The sequence below is a fragment of the Candidatus Kapaibacterium thiocyanatum genome, assembly GCA_001899175.1.
GTDB classification, from domain to species: Bacteria; Bacteroidota; Ignavibacteria; order Kapaibacteriales; family Kapaibacteriaceae; genus Kapaibacterium; species Kapaibacterium thiocyanatum.
Window position 1 is genome coordinate 151,117 of record MKVH01000025.1, and the last position, 19,961, is coordinate 171,077.

Genomic DNA, 19,961 nt, shown 5'->3' on the forward strand with positions numbered 1-19,961 from the left:
CGTCGATCGATATCAATAGCGATAGTAGTCCGGCTTGTACGGGCCGTTGACGGCGACGCCGATGTATTCGGCCTGTTTCTTGTTCAGCACGTCGAGTTCGACGCCGATCTTCTTGAGATGGAGGCGTGCGACCTTCTCGTCCAGATGCTTGGGCAGCACGTACACTTCGTTGCCGTAGCGCGAGCGATGCAGCCAGAGTTCGATCTGCGCCAGCACCTGGTTGGTGAACGAGTTCGACATCACGAAGGACGGATGGCCCATCGCGCAGCCGAGGTTGACGAGGCGGCCTTCGGCGAGGACGATGATGTCCTTCTTGCCGATGGTGTACAGATCGACCTGGGGCTTGATCTCGAGGCGCGTCTTGCCGTAGTTCTTGTTCAGCCAGGCCATGTCGATCTCGTTGTCGAAGTGGCCGATGTTGCAGACGATGGCCTTGTCCTTCATCGCACGGAAGTGCTTCTCGGAGATGATGTCGCAGTTGCCCGTAGCGGTGACGACGATGTCGGCTTCCCTGACGGCGTCGGCCATTTTCTTGACTTCGTAACCGTCCATAGCTGCCTGGAGGGCGCAGATGGGGTCGATTTCGGATACGATGACCCGTACGCCGGCTCCGCTCAGCGATGCCGCGGAACCCTTGCCGACGTCTCCGTAGCCTGCGACGACGGCGACCTTGCCGGCGAGCATGATGTCCGTGGCACGGCGGATGGCATCGACCAGCGATTCCTTGCAGCCGTACTTGTTGTCGAACTTGCTCTTGGTCACCGAGTCGTTGACGTTGATGGCGGGCAGCGGAAGCGTGCCGTTCTTCATGCGTTCGTAGAGGCGATGGACGCCCGTCGTCGTTTCTTCGCTGATGCCGTTGATACCGGCCACGAGTTCGGGGTAGCGGTCGAGGACCATGTTGGTGAGGTCGCCACCGTCATCGAGAATCATGTTGAGCGGTTTGCGATCCTTGCCGAAGAACAGCGTCTGTTCGATACACCAGTCGAATTCCTCTTCGTTCATACCCTTCCATGCGAAGACCGGTACGCCTGCCTGGGCGATGGCCGCTGCGGCGTGATCCTGCGTGGAGAAGATGTTGCAGCTCGACCAGGTGACGTCGGCACCGAGTTCCACGAGCGTCTCGATGAGTACTGCCGTCTGGATCGTCATGTGCAGGCATCCGGCGATACGGGCGCCCTTGAGAGGCTTCTTGCCCTTGTATTCGGCACGCAGTGCCATCAGGCCGGGCATCTCCGCTTCGGCGAGGCGGATCTCCTTGCGTCCCCATTCGGCGAGACCGAGATCCTTCACGGCATACTGATTGGTCTTGTGCGCATACTCACCTTTGGTCACGCGCTTCGGCGTGGGAAGAGCCTTGGCCGCTGCGGCCTTCTTCATCGCACCGTTCGAAGAGACGCCATTGGTGGCCGTACCGTTGGTCGCGGCTTTCCTGATCGTCTTCTTTGCTGATGTTGCCATCTGGTTGAAGTCCTGTTTGAATGGTTGTGTCGTTGTTGTGTCGGTGGATTCGCAGCTCAGGCGAACTGGGCGCGGAACATGTCGACGAGATTGAGATGCTCCCACGGGAACTCGTGGCGACCGAAGTGACCATAGGCAGCGGATGCACGGTAGATCGGGCGGCGCAGGTTCAGCCGCTCGATGATGCTCGCCGGCTTGAGATCGACGTTCTTCACGATGAAGTCTTCGATGAGGTGGGACGGTACCGTGCCCGTGCCGTGCGTATCGACGAGGATGCTGACGGGGTCGGCCACACCGATGGCGTAGGCGACCTGGATCGTGCATTCGCGGGCGATGCCTGCGGCGACGATGTTCTTCGCGAGGTGGCGTGCGGCATAGGCAGCCGAACGGTCCACCTTCGTCGGATCCTTGCCGGAGAATGCACCACCACCGTGCGGAGCGCGGCCACCGTAGGTGTCCACGATGATCTTGCGTCCGGTAAGACCCGTGTCACCGTGCGGGCCACCGATTTCGAACTTGCCCGTTGGGTTGATGTGATACTGTGTGGCGGACGTGATGAGGTGCTCGGGGATGACGGCCTTGACGACGTTTTCGACGACGTCTTCCTTGATACGCGACTGCTTGACGTCGGGATCGTGCTGCGTCGAGACCACGACGGTCGCGACGCGCTTCATCTCGCCGTTGTCTCCGTACTCGATGGAGACCTGGGCCTTCGCGTCGGGACGCAGATAGGGCATGACGGCAGGGGAGTTCTTGCGGATGTCGGCCAGACGCTTCACGAGGTGATGTGAATACTGGATGGTGGCCGGCATGTATTCGTCCGTTTCCGTATTGGCGTAGCCGAACATCATGCCCTGGTCCCCGGCGCCACCGGTGTCCACACCCTGGGCGATATCGGGGGACTGACGGTTGATGACGTTCACGACGGCACACGACTCGCTGTCGAAGCGATACTCCGCCTTCGTATAGCCGATGTCGCGGATGACGCCACGCACCAGCTCGGGGAGGTCGATGTAGGTCGTTGTCGTGATCTCGCCGCCGACGACGATGAGGCCGGTGGTGGCGAAGCATTCGCAGGCGACACGGCCCGTAGGATCTTCCTGAAGGACGTAGTCGAGGACCGCGTCCGATACCTGATCGCAAACCTTGTCCGGATGGCCTTCGGATACGGACTCGGAGGTGAAGATGAAGGAACTCATGAGGGATACCTGAATACGAAAACTGTTCGTCGCGGTTATTGGGACAGCCTGATCACCGAGGCGTCGCCGATGTTGATGGAAGCGAAGCGCCCGCTCACGTCGGCGTTCTCGCCGACGATGGACTGCTCCAGCGTGATGTCGTTCACCGTCGCATTGTCGCAGATGATACTGTCACGAACGATGCTGTTCCTGACCACCGATCCGCGCGAGACCGATGCATAGGGTCCGATGACGCTATGCTCCACCACTGCGGTAGGATCGATGTGGACGGGGGGGATGACGACGCAACCCGGCGGCGTGGCCGGCGCCGAACGCTGGTTCAGCAGGAAGCGGTTCGTTTCGAGCAGCGTTTCGGGCTTGCCGCAATCGTGCCAGCCGTCGACGGCGAACGTGGTGAACTTCTCTCCCCTGTCGACCATCAACTGCAATGCATCGGTAAGCTGGAATTCGTCCTTCGTGCGCATGTCCTTGTCGATCAGCTCCTGCAGGCATTCACGCAGCAGGCGCGGATGCTTGATGTAGTAGAGACCGACGATGGCCATCGTCGACACGGGCGTTTCCGGCTTCTCGACCAGGCGCGTCACGAACGGACCGTCCTGGATCACGACGCCGAAGCGACGTGGGTCGTCGACGTGCTTGACGCCGAGAGAGGAAAATGCCGACGTATGGAGGACGGAGAGGTCGACGTCGAACACGGTGTCACCGAGGATGATGAGAACCGGTTCATCGGCGAGGGATTCGCGTGCGACCCATATGGCATGACCGAGGCCGAGCATTTCTTCCTGCTCGATGAAGGTGCATGGCAGATCGTAGGTCGACCGCACGTAGTCCTCCACAAGGTCGCCCTTGTAGCCGGTGATGATCGTGGCGCTTTCTACGTTCTGCGCCATCAATGCGTCCATGATGTGGCCGAGGATGGGTTTTCCGGCTACATTGACGAGTACCTTGGGCAACGTATGGGTAAACGGCCTGAGCCGGGTACCAATGCCCGCAACGGGGATCAGGGCGTGCATAGGCGCCCAATTTACGGAAAAAGGGGTGCGGGCAGGTGTCGCTTCCTGCTTACTGGAGGCGGATGATCTGGCCCGAGCGGACGATGTCCGAAGCGCGGAGGGAGCGGTTCTTGCTGCGCAGGATGTCGACGCTCACACCGAACTTGTCGGCGATGCTCGACAGGGAGTCGCCCCGGCGAACCTTGTAGGTCTTGGGGAGGCGCTTGGCGCTGCTGGTGCTCGAGCTGCCCTTGGAGAGCTGCGTTCCGCCGTAGACCTTGAGGCGTGTACCGGCGAAGACGGTCCGGCCTTCCACGACGTCGGCATTCCAGCGGCGCAGGTCGGTTTCGTCCACGCCGTAGAGGGCCGCGATACCGCTGAGGTTCTCGCCCTTCTGGACCTTGTGCGTGATGGCCTTGCCCGTGGGCGCGCTGCGCGTGATGGCGGCCACTTCGTTCTTGCCGAGGGAGGTTTCGACCTTGATGTTCGAGCCTACCTTGATGGTGGCTCGCTTCGTCATGCGGTTGAGATCGCGGATGCGTTCCACCGACGTGCCGTAGAGCGTGGCGATGGAGGCCAGGCTTTCACCACGGGCTACATTGTGCTGTACGGTGCGGGTGACGCGGATCTTCTCGACCGATGCCGTGGACGTCGGGCGGGTAGCCTCATCCGTAACGGCCACGATCAACGTGTCGCCGATGTGGATGTTCTCGCGGTCGTACGGAATGTTGTTCCAGTTGCGGAGGTCCGTGAGGCGGACGCCGTATCGCCGTGCTACGCTGTAGAGATTGTCACCGTTCACCACGACGTGGGTGATGGAACTGCGCCGTGCCGTGCTCTGCGTCGTCGATGCGGGGTCGGTGCTGGAATCGACGGCCGGTATGCGTGACGACGTCATGTCCTTGTCCGGACGCGTAGCGGTGGTCGTGGTCGAGCGCTGGTCATTGGCCGCGAGCTGGCGGTCTCCGCCGCCGCCGATGGGAATGCGGAGCGTGGTGCCGCGGCGCAGCTTGCTCTGATAGCCACGGATCTGGTTGACGCTGCTGATGTCGTTGCTCGATACGCCGTATCGCCGTGCGATGGACGCGAGCGTCTCGCCCTTCGATACGGTGTGGGTCATCCACGGACGCTTCTCTTCGTCGGTGAGGGCGGCATAGCGGCGTTGTACGTTCTCCAGCGTGCCCTTGGGGATCTTGAGCGGATAGGCATCCGATCCCGGAGGCGTGCATGTGCGCACGAGCTCGGGGTTCAGCTGCTTCAGGGAGTCGAGGGTAAGATCGGCACAACGGGCCAGTGCCGAGAGGTTCGTCGGCTCCGGTACCATGTAGAGATCGTAGTCGTAGGTAGGGTGGAAGCTCAGCGAGTCGTCCGTGAAGCCGTATTGTTCACGGTTGAGCGTCACGAGCGTCGTGGCGATGTAGAGCGGAACGTAGTTACGTGTCTCGCGGGGCAACTGGGGCTGGATGTCCCAGAAGGTGCCGTTGACGACGCCTGCCTTGCGCATGGCGCGCTTGACGCCGCCGGCACCGCAGTTATAGGCTGCGAGTGCGAGGTGCCAGTCCCCGAGATCGCGGTACAGGTCCTTCAGGAACTGCATGGCGGCTCTCGTGGCTTTCTCCGGATCGCGTCGTTCGTCCACCCAGAAGCTGACGTTGAGGTCGTAATCGAGGCCGGTGGGCTGCATGAACTGCCACATACCGACGGCCTTGGCCCATGAAACGGCGTTGGGGTTGAGACCCGACTCCATCATGGCAAGGTAGACGATCTCCTCGGGCATGTTCTCTTCCTTGGCGACGCGCTTCAGAAGGTCGAACCAGCGGCCGCTGCGTTCCAGCCACTTCTTCATGAACTTGCGGCCCTTGGGCGACGTAAGCAGCGTGATGTGCTTTTCCACGTGCTCGTTGATCGGCAGGGGAATCACCGTATTCGGAACGATGGAGGGCACCTGTACCTTGGGAACGGCGATGGTCTCCACCATTCCCGGTGCACGCGTCTTGTCGACTTCCTCGAAGAGGCGTTCACGAAGAATGAAGACCGACGAATTTTCGTCGAGCTGGTCGATGTTCTGTACGTAGGACTCGTAGTCCTCGATGACGGACTGCGCAAGGTCCGTGAAGTCGGCATTCTCCTCGATGCGGGGATAGCTCGCGAGATCGTTCAGGAGGACGATTGCGAGTTCGAACTGCTGTGCGGCGAGTGCGGTATCCTTCTGTTCGACGAGGGAGAGAGCCTTGAGATAGCGCTGGCGGGCCTTTTCGAGCTGGTCAACCAGCCCTTTGTCCCATTGACCGGATGTGGAAGAACCTTCGTCGAGATCGGAGAATTCATCCGGGAAAACTGTCTTGGACGGTTGGGGTTTCGACGACGGTTGGGGATTTACCTGTTGTGCTTGGGCTGCCGACTGGGCAGTCAGTGAAAGCAACGTGACTGAAGTACCAGTCATGATGCTCAGCATCCATAAACGGCGAATCCTTGCTACGGTCATCGGCTGCTTTCCAGTTTCGAATGGGTTCCTTTTCCACCGGGAGGCAATATACGGCCCTCGGCCTGTAGACTACAAACGAACGGCCGAATTGTTCCATGAACGGAAATTCATGATGGTGAAGCAGTTACCTCCATTCCGCTCACGTCGTTCGCCGTGTTTCAGGGCAGGGACGTCGTGAATCTGCGTAGTCCCGAACCCGTGGACGGAATGCTACCCGATCCGGTTTGTGCCATGACGGCGAGATTGGCCATGCCGACGAATCGATTGGGGACATGGTCGGCCACCGATCGTCGTACTCCTGTACGGTTGCCGCGTACCGACGCTGCAGGACGGTTCACCGCCGGGATGCGGGTCGCCGTATCCGTAGTTCCACGGATGGGAGCGTCCAGTACGACGGTATCGATCCGCGTCACGATGGCCGGCGGAACCGGAGCTCGGCCCGTCGAAAGACGCCCGCCGAAGAAGGCGGCGATCGCCACGGTGGCTGCCGCGGCATACTGCCACCACGAGGGGCCCCGCGTTCCGGATGGACTCCGCCTCCGCGAAGGTCCGGTATCGAATGCCGGATTCGGTGGGGTCAGGGAATCGCGTTCTTCACGGGCCAGCCGTCCATAGGTTCGGAAATCATCGTGCAGGTTCATGGCAGATCCGTCGGTTGATGGCGTGGGTCGTACATATGGAGGCGGTCGGCAAGGCGGCGCTGTGTGGTGAAGAGCCGTGACTTGACGGTTCCGAGTGGAATGTCCAGGGCGTCCGCGATGTCCTGGAGCGACAGCTCCTCGACGTATCGGAGGTGGAAGACGGTACGGTGCTCGACGGACAACGTGGCCAGCTCGTCGTCGAGCACCTTGCGGAACTCCTTCATATCGAGTCGATGTTCGATGTCCGGCGGTTCGAAGCCATGAACTTCCTCGTCCATGGCTTCGTCGTTCCGCAGCGACTTCCAGCGGTATTCGTTCTTGCAGAGATTCCAGGCGCATGAGAACAGCCAGGTGACGAAGGGACGCGTTTCGTCGTAGAGATCCGGGCGCTCCACGATGCGGAGGAAGAGGTCCTGCAACAGGTCGCGTGCCCGTTCCTCGTCCCTGCGAAGCATGGTCGAGAGATAGTAGAGAATACGCCTGGAATGACGGCGATACAGCTCGTGCAGGGCGGCATGGTCGCCGCCCCGTACGAGCTGCATCAAGGTTTCGTCAGGTAGGGGTCGATTCACTGCTGGGTGCGCTTCCGTGCGTCACGGAGATAGGATTCCACGTCGTCCAGATTGCCGCAGATCGTCCCGAAGCGCGTCGCGATGGTGCGGAACCGTTCGGCCTGACCCGCGTCTCCGCCCTCGAGGGCATGCTCGAAGAGGGCGAGGCAGGGGGCGAGATAGTTCTGGATGAACTGCCGATACGATCCGGCGTAGAACGGATGGCGGCCGGGATACCACGGTGCCATCGTATCGTCGAGCCGGAACGTGTTCCATATCCTTGCCGTCCGTGCGAGATGATCGATGCGTTCCTTCGAATATTGCCAGGACAGACCGACGATGTGGAGGTCGGACTTGATCCTTTCGTAGACGGACGTATCGACCGTGAGTGCGAAGTGGATCGGACGGTTCACCGTCCGCGTCGCGACGCTTTCGATGAAGGCCTGCATGGCCTCTTCGGAGTCGTTGTTCGACTTCGGAAGAAGGGAATCGCCGCCGATACCGTGCTGGCGCATGAACGATGACCGGTAGCCATCTTCGGCGATGAGACCGAGATTCATCACCGTCACGTCCTTGCGGACGCCCATGACGGCCTGCAGCATCCAGACCGGGAAGGTATCCGAGTCACCGGCCGTGATTAGTACTGCATTCGGCGAACAGGACTGCAGCATGTTGTAGGCATGGTCCAGAAGGACGGGTGAGATGTTTCCGGTCTCGTGCCAGTGCTTCAGGAATTCGTCCCGTTTGGTCCGGTCCATCATCAGTTCGTAGTACGGCACGAAGTGGCTGCTGAGGATGGCGTAGTCCTTCCTGAGTTCGAAGGCCTTCTGGAGATAGCTGAATCGTGCGCCATCGTTGCCGCCGGCGATCCACATGCACAGGTTGTATTCGAAGGTGCCGGGAACGGCTTCCTTCATGCGTGCGAGAATCGTCGCGAGTTCGTCGACCTGCGGATCCTTGAAGATGCTGCCACGGAAGCCCACGTACCGCCGGGCGCGGAAGAGATTGTACCATGCCTTCGCGTTGCCGGGATCGGATTTCACCACGCCGTTCCATGCCTCCACCTGATCCTGATACCACTTCTGCGACATGTTGATATCCACCATGCTCGGGATATCCTTCGGCTCCGTACCCATCGCGAGGGGCGGTTGGTAGAGGAGGCCGATGAGGATGACCGACAGGAGCATTGCCTTGAACATGTTCGTTCCTTGTACTGTAACTATTGGCGTTGTTTCGACTTGGTTGTATCATGGTTCCCGGTACCCTGGAACCTCGTACGATACCCTGTACACGCCAGGTCGAAAAAGGTTCATTCTGTAACCGAACACCCATCCGGGCGTTGTGTGCCTGGTCCACAATACTTGCGCGCATGGCCAAAGCTGAGACGATACGGGAGGAAGTGCTGCCTGGGCTTTTCGCCAAGGTACGTGATGGTGATGAACAGGCCTTTGCCGCGATGTATCGACATCTGCGTCGCCCGTTGATGGCATACTGCATCGCCATCACCAACGACTATGAAGTCGCCCAGGATGCCTTCCACACGACGGTCCTGTCGGTATTCGAACACCGGCATGACTACCGCAACGGAAACCTGATGGGGTGGATCTTCACCATTGCAAGGAACACATGCCGCTCGATGGCGCGGCGTGACAGGAAGCGCGTACCGATGGACGTCGTACCGGAACCATCGATCGATGCATCGAATCAGATGGCCGGCGATGAGAAGCAGTTGATCCAGGAGTCGATCATGAAGCTTCCCGAAGAATTCAGACAGGTCATCCTGTTGAAGTACTTCGGTGACATGTCCGTGGAAGAGATCGCAGCTTCGGAAGAAATATCGACGGATCTCGTCAAGGTCCGCCTCTATCGCGCGCGCAAGCGCCTCGACGTTCTACTTCGTCCCCATTTCGAGCCACATACATGATTCCAGACGACAAGCATCTCCAGGAAGCACTCGACGACCTCCTCGCCAGGATGGAGCCGCAGATGCTGCATACGAGAGACGTCGTGATCGACGGAATGAAGCGACGGAACAAGCTCCGCCGTTATGTCGTCGGTGGCGGCACGGCACTCGCCGTTTCGCTGCTCGTCGGTACCATGCTGTTCGCACCGACGACCGGACCCGATGATCCGACGTCGGTTTCGCCACGATCCACGACCGAACGCATCGTCGCACGGGAAGCCGATGTGACGAACGCGAACGGACCTGTCGCGGAGCCGGAGGAAACGCCTTCGCAACGAGTAGCACCTCAACAGAAGAACACTGCCTATACCATGATTCCGACAGCGGATTCACAACGGATCGTCAAGGAACGGGAGCGTCTGCTCATGGACCGTGACGAGGATGGCTTCATCGAAGAGAGTACGCGTATCTCTTCACGGGCCATGACGGCGGTACGTGCGAACGATCTCGTCCAGGCTGCACAGACGTACAAGGGACTGGCAGGGCTGTGCGCCAAGCGCGCGCATTGGACGCAGTCCGTCGCAGCCTACGATTCGGCTCTGGTCTATGCGAACATGATCGGTGACGATGCTCTGATCCATGATCTGCGCACCCGCCGCACGATGGCCGCTCATCGACGCGATTCGAGCATGGCCAGATAGATCGATATCGTATCGTAGTGAAGATCGATGGACGGGAATCGTGCTCATGGTACGGTTCCCGTCGTCGTATGGACCATGTTCGTCGATGGTCTCACTCTTCCCGATGCCATGTCGCCCCGACTTTTTCACGGGTGATCCTGAGCCTGCGTATCATGGCTTCCTGTCGTTGACCGATGACGTCCACTACGACGCCATGAACCTGGATCGTCAATGGTGAACGGGACTTCGCCCATTCGGGTAATGACGACAACGGCCAGCGCAATGTCCTGCCGAGTGCCGTCGTAGCGTCGGCGGACCATACGACGGAATCGTCGACCACGGCATCGACGGTCACGAAGCGGATGGACGTATCGCTGACGACGTCGACCCTCACGAGGATATCGGGGTCGGTGGCCTTCATCACGGTGTCCACGTCGACGTCGAGGATGATGCTGAGGAAGGGAGGGGGCGACGGGAGATGCCGTTCGACGACGATACGAACGCGTTCGTTCATCACGAGTCCTTCGCTCGTCATTACGCTGTCCCTCGTCTTCGTCCGTGAGCGTTCGACCAGGATCGTGTCCTGCCGTCCGGTGCGGTATGGATCGATGATCGTGATCGTATCCGTCGTTTCCGAACGGTATTCCATACGGCGAAGTTCCGGTGTCGATACGACGGTGTTCCAGTGGATATCCACCGAAAGTCCGAGCTCCGTCGGTGAGACGGGAGCATTGCCGATCAACGAGCCGAACGTCGCCGATACGAAGAGCCCTGGCTCCAGGGCCATGCGTCGTGAAATGTCGATGGTGGTCATGGCCCGCAGGAAGGCCAGGGGGCGAACGCTCAGACCGTCGATCGAGCCTTCCGTTCGTATGCGCTCGCGTCCGCCGCCGAGATAGGATACGCCGTCGGGATCGCGGATGCGTTCGACGTCGCGGATGGAAGCGCTCAGTGGAATGACGATTCCGCCACCGCCTTCGAACGAAAGATGACGACCGATGCGCAGGACTGCTGACAGTGATGCCGACATGGTCGTCCATGACGTCGACAGTTGATGCACGAACGTGCCTGGAACGGCTGCACCGTCGACGTTGAACGTCGTGGGTTCCGTCGTCTCGTAGTCCAGACGCATGAACGAGCCGCGCAGCCGTGTGCGGAACGACAGGACATCGTCGAACGGGAGCGATGCTCCAATGCCTCCGCCGTAGATCGTACCGATGCTTCCCGAGATCGTATTGCTGTTCGGTGAAAGCTGAACGGGGCCGAAGGTGTGGTCGGCTGCGCCCGCCACGGCATAGCCGATCGACATACCGCCGAACAACGTCGGTGTATCCGATGCATACGCAGTCGATACTGCGGAAAAAATGAACAGGATGGCGACGACGATGAAGCGCATGGATGCCCGCTGCTGTCGGAAATGCACGGTCAGAACATCTCCATCATGGATCTGTGTCATGCACCGATACCGTGATCATGGAAGAGCAACAATCATGCCGACACATGACGTTCGGAACGATCATCTCACGATCATCGGCACGACGATCGTCGATCTTCCTGCGCTCAGTCGTACGAAGTATGTTCCCCCGGCCAATGCACCGGTTTCGACGGCGAGAGATCCGGATGACGGAGACGTCAGGATATCCGGTGTCAGATCCATGACGACATGGCCGGTGTTGTCGTAGACCACGAGCGATGTCGCCCTCTTGTTCGTAAGGTCGTACGTGAAGGACGCTCCGTCTTCGACTGGTGCCGGACGGATGGAGAGCATCAAGCCACTATCGTTGGCATTGACGAGCCGGCCCTCCGCGTCGTCGACCGAGATCGTGGCTTCACTGCCGGAGGTCGCGATATCCACCGGCATTCCCGTAGCCGAATACCATCGGATGTTGTCAATGATGATTCTCGTCGAGCTCGCATCGCCCAGTGTGAGCATGTAGTCGTTCGAGACGAGGATCGATCCCGTTCGTCTGCCGGATGGCGCGAAGCGGTGTCTCGTCCATCTGCGTCCATCGGCGATGGAGTCCGTGATGTAGGATGTGAGCGGAATGATAACCGAAGCGTTGTGGTGGATGGTCAACTGGCAGGTCCGTATCGAATCGGGAAGATCGAAGCCGAGTACGACGTCCATCCTGACGGTGCTGCCGATGTTGCCATGTCCCGTTTCGGTCGCGAAGCGCAGGTTTGGATGAGGCAGCAAGGTGGAATCGACGAGGCCCTGCAGCGGGATGCGATACTCTTTCGGAGCCGATCCGTTGACGGCCTTGATCACGAGTGTCGCATGACGGGCGTTACTCGCGCTGCGCGGGTCATAGGCGATGCCGATGTTCAGGGATGATCGCTCCGACATGACCAGCGGGAACGCAGGAAGGGATAAGGTCCGGAAGTGCGCTGAGTCAGGTCCTGTGATGATCGCCGATACGACGACGATATCCGGTCCCGACGTCACGGTGAACGTGGCGATGCCATCGCGGATACTGTCCACGGCGGGGCTGACGATCGTCAGCCTATCCGGAACGCCGATGACGGTCGTATCGGGTAGCGGTGGCAGTGACGGTTCGACACGGCCGATGATGGTGGACGGGAAGTTCTGTTCCTGGCCGTTGATGAGCGCCGTAACCCAGAGACGGATGGTATGCTGGGCCGCGGTACCCTTCGGATCGTGCCGGACATCGATACGGTAGGTAGAGAAGGGTGGTACTACGATAGGGGGCGGTTCCCGCGATATACTGAAGTACCCCGCATCCGGTCCCGACATGAAGATGTCCATGATCGAAATCTCGCCGACGTCGGACTGGAACATGATCGTCTCGGTGCCGACGCTGTCGACCGATCTGCTGACGATCTGCAGGGTGTCTGGAGTGAAGCCGATCTTGCCGGGTTCGGGAATCGGGCGGCCCTTTCCGATGAAGAGGACATCCATGCCGTCGACCCCGTCCGTTGCGGATATGACGTTCAGCGCATAGCCCGGGGCTTGGGGTGTGAACGTATAGGGAATCTCGTTCAATCCGGGTTTGATCACCACGGTATCACTGGTGCCGATGCGCAGGAAATTCCTGTTGACGTTATGGAACGAGACGGTGACGTCCTGGTCCGATGTCCCTACGATCCATCCGTAGCTGGTGGAGGATGTGCCGACGTCGACGGTGCCGGCATTCCACGTGCCATGCATGACCGTGAATGCGCGAAGCCTTCCGACTGCCTTGCCCTCCATGACGTAATACTTGACATACGGGCCACTGGTGATCACGAGCGTGTCGGTATGTGCACCGATGGATTGCGGGGCGAAGACGATGGGAATGCTGAGGGTGTCATCGCCACCGGATGGCTCGAGCAGTACTTCCGTGGCGCTGGCGAGGTCGGCGGAGAAATGTGGTCCGGGCGTGCCACTATGCCATGCGACCGATATCGTCCGGTCGACGGTATATCCGTTCCTGATGATGATGGTTTCCTGTCTGCTGTCCCCGACGATGCAATCGAGAAAGTGCAGGATGCCTTCTACCGGACTGATGTGAACCGAGTCCAGTTGTGCGGACGACGTGCCGAAGCCGAGCAGGATACAGCCGATCAGTATCGATGTTCTCATGAAACGCATGCCGACATTCCCGCTGTTGCTGAAGCTCGTCCCGTTCGTCGATATGATGCCCAATGCTGCGAGTGCATAACGCCTGAAAAATAGCGCGGTTACATTCATGATCGTACGTCTTCGGATGTCCATGATGTACGGGAACTTGCGACATCCGATGCGCTTGCCCGACCTGCGGCCCGGGGAGGCCCCGTTGCCGATCCGGTTCTTGGCGATCATCTCGATGGCGAGAGTATGCCCTTACCCGGATGAGTACACGATGCCATGTAGTCGATGCGCATGCGTAGCAGTCTGTTCATGGTCGCACGGAATCCATGGGCATCGAGGACATGGACGTCGGGCTCGATGAATCGGAAGAGCTGATGATCGTTGTCGTTGAACCGTGTGATGTTGAGGAACCGGCCTATGGCGTTGCCGATCCGTCTGCCCATATCGGTCGTGTCGTATCTGTGTGGAACGACGATGAGAATATCGACGTCGCTGCCGATGGCGGCATGACCGTAGAGCGCTCCGTCGAGAAAGCGTATCAGCGGATCGAGGACGTCGCGTAATGCCCTGTTGTCCTGATGATCGAACAGCCATGCCGGCGACGTGTCGGAATGATAGACGAGATGGAGGCGATGTTCGATGGCGTCGTTGCATGGATCGAACCAGGCGCCGTCGTTCGGCTGCTCACCGGCATTGCCGTCGAGTGAATGGATCATGGCCGCTCCGGATGAATGGTGAAGGACTGTTCCTGCACCATCGTATTCCCGAAGCGGCGAAATGTGACGGATGCTACTTGACGATGAACGTACCGTCGGGAACGGAGTGAATGTACGTGCCCGGTTCGAGCGTCGCATCCACGATCGTACCGAGCCACCGACCCAGGAGATCGTATGCATCGAGATGGACGTACTTCTGTTCCGTCACCGTGAGATGCAGTCGCCCATCCGTCGTCCGTGTGCACGATACGCCCGGCGACGTGACGTCGATGACCGATAGCGGACCGTCTTCGAGACGGCCGAGACTCCTGAGTGTACGCCCGGCGAGTTCCGGACCGTCACCGTCATACTTCGTAGCTCTGAAAACGGCGTTGTTCACCGGAGTCTGTCCTTGCCGATAGATGGTGCCGTTCCCGACCGGGCTGACGTAACGCCATACTTCGTCGCCGTTCATGGTGACCTCCACGAACGAACCGCTCGGATCGAGGCAGACCAACGTGTTGCCGTTGCGCAGCCGTGCCGCGCTTCCGCCGATCGTCGCATAGAAATGCGTGTTCCGAGGTGCCTGGAATGACCATGCGGGAGTTGACGGCCCGAACGGTGCCGGCGACGTCGTGACGTACTTCCCGTCCGTACCGAGCGGCGGGATGATTTCCTCGACGGTCGAATAGGAGCTGTCTCCACGCCCACGGCCGTTATTGAAGATCATGATGTTGCCTTCACCGGGCATTCCTTCGCCGATCCATCGCGCATCGTGCTGGACGTAGAGCCTGCGGTCGGCCGTATCTCCGGCGCGATAGTTGACGGCATTGCCCCAGCGGTAGACGATGTTGCCGGTCTTGCGGTCGATGACGATGACTTCGTTCATGTTGCGCATGCTGACGAGGATCTCGTCACGCGCAGCATTGTAGCGAACGCTGTTCATGTGCAGCCAGTCGGCGGTGACGGGCCCGGTGTTGATGTCGATGCGCTCGCGGAGCGCCGCCACGTCTCCGAAATTGGCGCGTGCAGGATTGGCATCCTGGACGAGGTGATCCCACGCCTTCCATTCCCATACGATTTCGCCCGAGCGTCCGCCGGTCGGCTTGACTTCGACGATGCGTTCGGTCCATACGGCATTCTCCGTGATCCGCTTCGGAATGCGGCCGGCAGAGAAGGCACTGTCCCAGGACTGCCGTTCGCGTACCAGCAGCAGGATGTTGCCGTTCGGTAGTAGCTCGACGTCGTGGTGGGCGCGCTGGTCCTGTCCCTGGTATTCATAGCGCCAGATGACGTCGCCATCCCAACTGATCTTTTCCACGATTCCGCCGGCACCCTGGTCGTCGAGCGGGAGACCGTCACCCGGTGTCGCTGTGCGAAGCAGCACTCCGCCTTCCATCAGCATCGCTGACTGCGCCGGTCTGAAACTGCCCGACCATGTATGAACGATCTCGCCCTTGTTGTTCATCAGATACGTTATAGTGGAGTTGAGCGGTGCGAAGAGCGTATATCCGTTCATGGCGCGTTCTTCGTCGAGAACGACGGTGCCTACCGTCTGCGCCGACGACGGGCGGACATTCGCTTCGAGTCGTACGTCGATGCGTTTGCCTGTGGATGTCGTGACCGTCAATGTGCCGTGCAGCAAGCCGAAACGATCGGGTGTGCAGCGAACCCATACCGTACATGGTGCCGTCGGTTTGACGGTATATGGAAGCCGGGGTGGCGACGACAGTTCGAAACACTCCGATCCAGTGACGGCGACGCCATCGATGACGGCACTTCGCGACGGTATGCTGAAGACGACGGGCAGTACCGACGATCTGCCCGGTACGGCATTCGCGAACGAAAGGAACGCTGCGGAATACCTGAGAGTGTCTTGTGGCCGTGCACGGCCGGTGAGGAAGGCGATGTACGGGCTGAAGCTCCACGAGGTTTCGATCGCGATGGTCGCCGTATCCGCGTTGGCTTGCGTCGGAACGTAGGCGACGGTGAGGGTGAGGGAATCGCCCTTGCCGATACGATACGGGAGCTCGGGCATGCGCTTATACGTGAATGGCGTTTCGGACAGATCGTAGATGTAGTGGATCCATCCGGGGGCGTTGCCGGTATTGACGATCTTGAACGTGCGTTCGACCGTATCGCCCGCGACGATAGTGCCGAAGTCGACGACCGCCGGACCCGACAGCGCGGCAGAGCGTGTGCTCGCACCTCGGATCGAGATCTGCGTTTCGACGGTACCGCCGTCGGGTTGCCTGTATTGGAAGGAGCAGGTCCAGAGGATGCTCGCAGCGGGCTGTATGGGCAGGATGGCGAACGTCGCCGTCGCTGAATCGTGCGCCTTGATCGTCTGGGGCAGGGCGAATCCATGAAGCACGTAGGGATTCGCATCGCCATCGCAATACGATTGCGGTGCGGAGAGAAGAACGTCCCCGTGATTAGCCAGACTGAAAGTGAAACTAGTCGTGTCACCGACGACAATATCGCCGAGTTCAATGACGTCAGGTGTCACATTCAGTTGGGCTTGTGTACGTAACGTATAGGACAGAAGAAGCGCGATGACGATGCACGACGTTCGCAACGTTCGCATCATGTCTGGTTGTTGTAGTCGCTTCATGCGGAAATGCGGTGAGGACGAAGGAACATTCTGTTATCTGGAGTAGTAGACAACGATTGGTGCCTGTTGTGTGAGAATGGCGTCATCGATGTGTTACGGAGAGGCAATGAAGAAAAAAATCATTTCTGATCGTACTCTGCAATCGCTTGCAATTCAATCTCTTGCAGGGTCCACTTGGTCATCAGTTGACCGGTCGGTCGGAAATTATTGTCTGTCCTTCAGTAACGAATTCGCAAATTGTGAATCTATTGAGCAAACAGCAACGTGGCAATCGTCTTTCACAGGACGAGTTTCACAACCCAGTGCAACAATTCGAAAGGTCTATCCATGAGGATCAATACCTCTATGGCCGTCCCGTATTCGGACCGGTCCAAGCCGTGGTCAGCCATGCTGACGATGGTTACAATGTTCCTGCTGATGTCCATTGCGGCATTCGCCCAGACAGGTGAAATCAAGGTCACGGATCCTGCGGAAGGCAAGCAATTCGACGTAGGATCGGAAGTGACGATCCGCTTCTATCTCACGATGCCGAAGGAAGTGATCGAACGCGGTAACTATTTCACCATCGAGTACACGACCGACAAGGAGCAATGGTACACGATCGTCGAAGAAATCCGCAATGAAGGCGAGGAAGTCGTTTACAACTGGAAAACATCGGAAAAGCTGGAAAGCGGTAAGTATCTGATACGTATCCGCGAGATGCCGAACCGTGAGCTGAAGCCCCTGATCTACCATCAGGATGGCTATAGCGGCTGGTTCGAACTGATCCGCCCGTGCGATGTCCCGGCAATCAACACGGAGTTGAAGTCCGTCCGTGTCTGTGAAGGTGATGCCGTTGAGTTCAGCCTCAAGGTTGATGCACGTGAACCGGTCTATGAATGGTACCGTGATAATGAAGTATATGCGATCACGCAGGAACCTTCGCTGCTGGTCGAAAGTGCCGGTCCCAAGACGGTCGGCGAATACTACGTCATCGTCAAGGAGGCTTGCGGTGTCGAATCGAAGTCCAACCGTGCCCGCATCGATACCTACGTCAATCCTTCGATCACGCAGCAACCTGTTTCGTCGGTCGCGATGTGCGAAGGCGAGTCCATCACGCTTAACGTCAAGGCCGCGGGTAACATCGCTTCCTATCAATGGCGCCACAATGGCAAGGATATCGAAGGCGCAACGGGAACGTCGCTCTTCATCGATCCTGTCAACACGTCGACGATCGGCGAATACGATGTCGTCGTGACGGGCATCTGCCCAGTCTCCGTCACATCCGAACCGACGACCATCACGGCACGCATGCGCCCCGTCTTCACGAGCCAGCCGGAAGGCGCCGCTCTCTGCGCAGGTACGACGACGACGCTGTCCGTTACGGCTGAAGGCGAAAATCTCGCATATCAATGGTATCGCGACGAAGTGCTCGTTCCCAACGCAACGTCGTCTACGCTCGAAGTTCGTGCCGAGGAACCGGGCGCCTACGTATGCATGATTCGCTCGATGACGCCGAATCCCCAGAACTGTGCACAGGATATCTATTCCAGTATCGCTCGTATCGCACAGTTCACGCCTCCGGCCATGGTCATCCAGCCGACGTCGCAAGATGGCTGTCTCGGCAGCTCCGTCACCTTCGTCGCTTCGGCACAAGGTAACGGCCTCTCCTACGAATGGTACAAGAACGGTGTGAAGGTTCCTGGCGGCAATTCCTATGCTCTCGTCCTCAGCAACCTGACACCTGCCAATGCCGGTAACTATTCCGTCCGTATCACGGGTACGTGCGATCTTTCCATCGAAAGCCAGGTCGCTACGCTGACGATCATCAAGCCCGTGACCCTCGTTACGAATCCTGCCGATCAATCCGTCAATATCGGCGAGCGCGTCGAACTGACGGTCGCCGGTACGGACGTTCGCGATATCCAGTGGTACCGTAATTCGCAGCTCATCCCGGGCGCGACGAACGACACGCTCGTTATCGAGAATGCCACTCTCGCAAATTCGGGTGTCTACAATGCCATCCTCCGCAATGGCTGCGGTGCCGTCACGTCGGGATATGCCCGTGTACGTGTCAAGGATCCGGCTTCGCTGCGCCCCGAACTGACGCTGTCCCAGGCTTCCGCGGACTTCGGTGAAATTCCGAAGGGCTACGACAAGGAAATGACGATGACGAACGTGATCAAGAATACGGGCAAGGCTCCGCTCGAGATCAGCTCCATCGTCGTTACCGGTGAAGGCTTTGCAGTCGTGACTGCGCCCGCACTTCCGCTCACCATTCCCGTCGATGGTACGGCTACGGTCGTGCTTTCCGCTACGGCTGCCAACGTCGGTGCATTCACGGGTCTGATGACGGTATCGTCGACGAACGCTCCCGTTCCCAGCGAAGCCATGGTACTCAACGCCCAGGGCGTGGTGCGCTATGGTCACTCCGACAAGCTCGACTTCGAGAAGGTCATCGAAGATGCTTCGAAGGAACTGTGCGTCACGCTGACGAATACGTCTTCGGTCGCTATCAAGATCGACAACGTGACGATCGACGGTACGGACAAGGCGCTCTTCACGGTCGTTTCCACGATGCCGATCGACATCGCTGCCGGCGCAACGGCTGAAGTCTGCGTCAAGTTCGCGCCGGGTTCGCAAGGTCCGAAGGATGCCGTCCTCAACATCATGTCGTCGACGGGTGGTAATTCGTCGCTCGCTCTCGTCGGTACCGGCGACAAGTCCGTATCGGTCGAAGAAGGTGATGATGTGAGCCGTACGCTCGCAGTATTCCCGAATCCGGCTACGGACAACGTGACGGTTCGCCTCGCCGATTCCAATATCCTCGGCGTCGATATCGTTAACGTAACGGGCATGCGTATCGTCACGCTCGAAGGATCGTCGCAGGAACTGCGCTGGAATACCCGCGATGCTTCCGGTACGCTCGTTCCCACCGGTATCTACACGCTCGTCATCCGTATGGCCAACGGCACCAGGATGGTACCCGTAGCTATCGTACGATAAGCTTCCCCTAGTCTCCCTCCCTCCCTCATCACGACGGGCTTGTATTCACTCTGTGAATATGAGCCCGTTGTCTTTTTGGTATATCCATCTCGCAGGCGACGGCACTCGGCGATATGGTCACGATGACGCATATGATGATATGTCATCGTTGGTACGTAAGGCCGACAAGAGAAACGCGGAGTAT

The 19,961-nt window shown here is 59.1% G+C and carries 14 protein-coding genes; 3 read left to right on the top strand and 11 right to left on the bottom strand.

Annotated features, from left to right (window positions below; all coding sequences use genetic code 11):
• Positions 1–12: 12 nt before the first annotated feature.
• The 7 genes from BGO89_13280 to BGO89_13310 form a co-directional block, all read right to left on the bottom strand.
• Positions 13–1,335 carry an adenosylhomocysteinase gene (locus BGO89_13280; protein ID OJX56384.1) on the bottom strand — a complete coding sequence of 441 codons (1,323 nt, stop codon included), beginning with the start codon at positions 1,333–1,335 and terminating at the stop codon, positions 13–15.
• A 182-nt stretch (positions 1,336–1,517) separates the two neighbouring features.
• Entirely contained in the window at positions 1,518–2,660 is a 1,143-nt protein-coding gene (locus tag BGO89_13285) for a methionine adenosyltransferase (protein OJX56304.1), read from the bottom strand.
• 35 nt (positions 2,661–2,695) lie between these two features.
• Positions 2,696–3,673 (bottom strand): nucleotidyl transferase, encoded by a 978-nt coding sequence (locus tag BGO89_13290; GenBank protein ID OJX56305.1) that lies wholly within the window; start codon positions 3,671–3,673, stop codon positions 2,696–2,698.
• A gap of 49 nt (positions 3,674–3,722) precedes the next feature.
• A complete protein-coding gene (locus BGO89_13295; protein ID OJX56306.1) occupies positions 3,723–6,107 on the bottom strand; it encodes a hypothetical protein in 2,385 nt (794 codons plus the stop codon).
• 188 nt (positions 6,108–6,295) lie between these two features.
• Positions 6,296–6,778 carry a hypothetical protein gene (locus tag BGO89_13300; protein OJX56307.1) on the bottom strand — a complete coding sequence of 161 codons (483 nt, stop codon included), beginning with the start codon at positions 6,776–6,778 and terminating at the stop codon, positions 6,296–6,298.
• A complete protein-coding gene (locus BGO89_13305; GenBank protein ID OJX56308.1) occupies positions 6,775–7,320 on the bottom strand; it encodes a hypothetical protein in 546 nt (181 codons plus the stop codon). Before BGO89_13305 ends, BGO89_13300 begins: the two co-directional genes overlap by 4 nt.
• 26 nt (positions 7,321–7,346) lie before the next feature.
• Complete coding sequence (locus tag BGO89_13310) at positions 7,347–8,528, bottom strand: hypothetical protein (protein OJX56309.1); 1,182 nt, start codon at positions 8,526–8,528, stop codon at positions 7,347–7,349.
• 284 nt (positions 8,529–8,812) lie between these two features.
• Here BGO89_13310 and BGO89_13315 point away from each other — a divergent pair, with 284 nt between their 5' ends.
• Both BGO89_13315 and BGO89_13320 read left to right on the top strand, forming a co-directional pair.
• Entirely contained in the window at positions 8,813–9,253 is a 441-nt protein-coding gene (locus BGO89_13315) for a hypothetical protein (GenBank protein ID OJX56310.1), read from the top strand.
• Positions 9,250–9,933, top strand: coding sequence for a hypothetical protein (locus BGO89_13320; protein OJX56311.1), 684 nt, complete (start codon positions 9,250–9,252; stop codon positions 9,931–9,933). Before BGO89_13315 ends, BGO89_13320 begins: the two co-directional genes overlap by 4 nt.
• 91 nt (positions 9,934–10,024) lie before the next feature.
• Here BGO89_13320 and BGO89_13325 read toward each other — a convergent pair whose 3' ends face one another.
• From BGO89_13325 to BGO89_13340, 4 genes are all read right to left on the bottom strand, one after another.
• The gene (locus tag BGO89_13325; GenBank protein ID OJX56312.1) at positions 10,025–11,368 is read right to left on the bottom strand and encodes a hypothetical protein; all 1,344 of its coding nucleotides are present in this window, start codon (positions 11,366–11,368) and stop codon (positions 10,025–10,027) included.
• A gap of 60 nt (positions 11,369–11,428) precedes the next feature.
• A complete protein-coding gene (locus tag BGO89_13330) occupies positions 11,429–13,714 on the bottom strand; it encodes a hypothetical protein (GenBank protein ID OJX56313.1) in 2,286 nt (761 codons plus the stop codon).
• Positions 13,711–14,199 carry a hypothetical protein gene (locus tag BGO89_13335; protein OJX56314.1) on the bottom strand — a complete coding sequence of 163 codons (489 nt, stop codon included), beginning with the start codon at positions 14,197–14,199 and terminating at the stop codon, positions 13,711–13,713. The genes BGO89_13330 and BGO89_13335 overlap by 4 nt, the downstream gene beginning before the upstream one ends.
• 73 nt (positions 14,200–14,272) lie before the next feature.
• A complete protein-coding gene (locus BGO89_13340; GenBank protein ID OJX56315.1) occupies positions 14,273–16,768 on the bottom strand; it encodes a hypothetical protein in 2,496 nt (831 codons plus the stop codon).
• Between the two features lie 411 nt (positions 16,769–17,179).
• Between BGO89_13340 and BGO89_13345 the strand changes: the two genes are divergently transcribed.
• Entirely contained in the window at positions 17,180–19,777 is a 2,598-nt protein-coding gene (locus BGO89_13345) for a hypothetical protein (protein ID OJX56316.1), read from the top strand.
• Positions 19,778–19,961 lie beyond the last annotated feature (184 nt).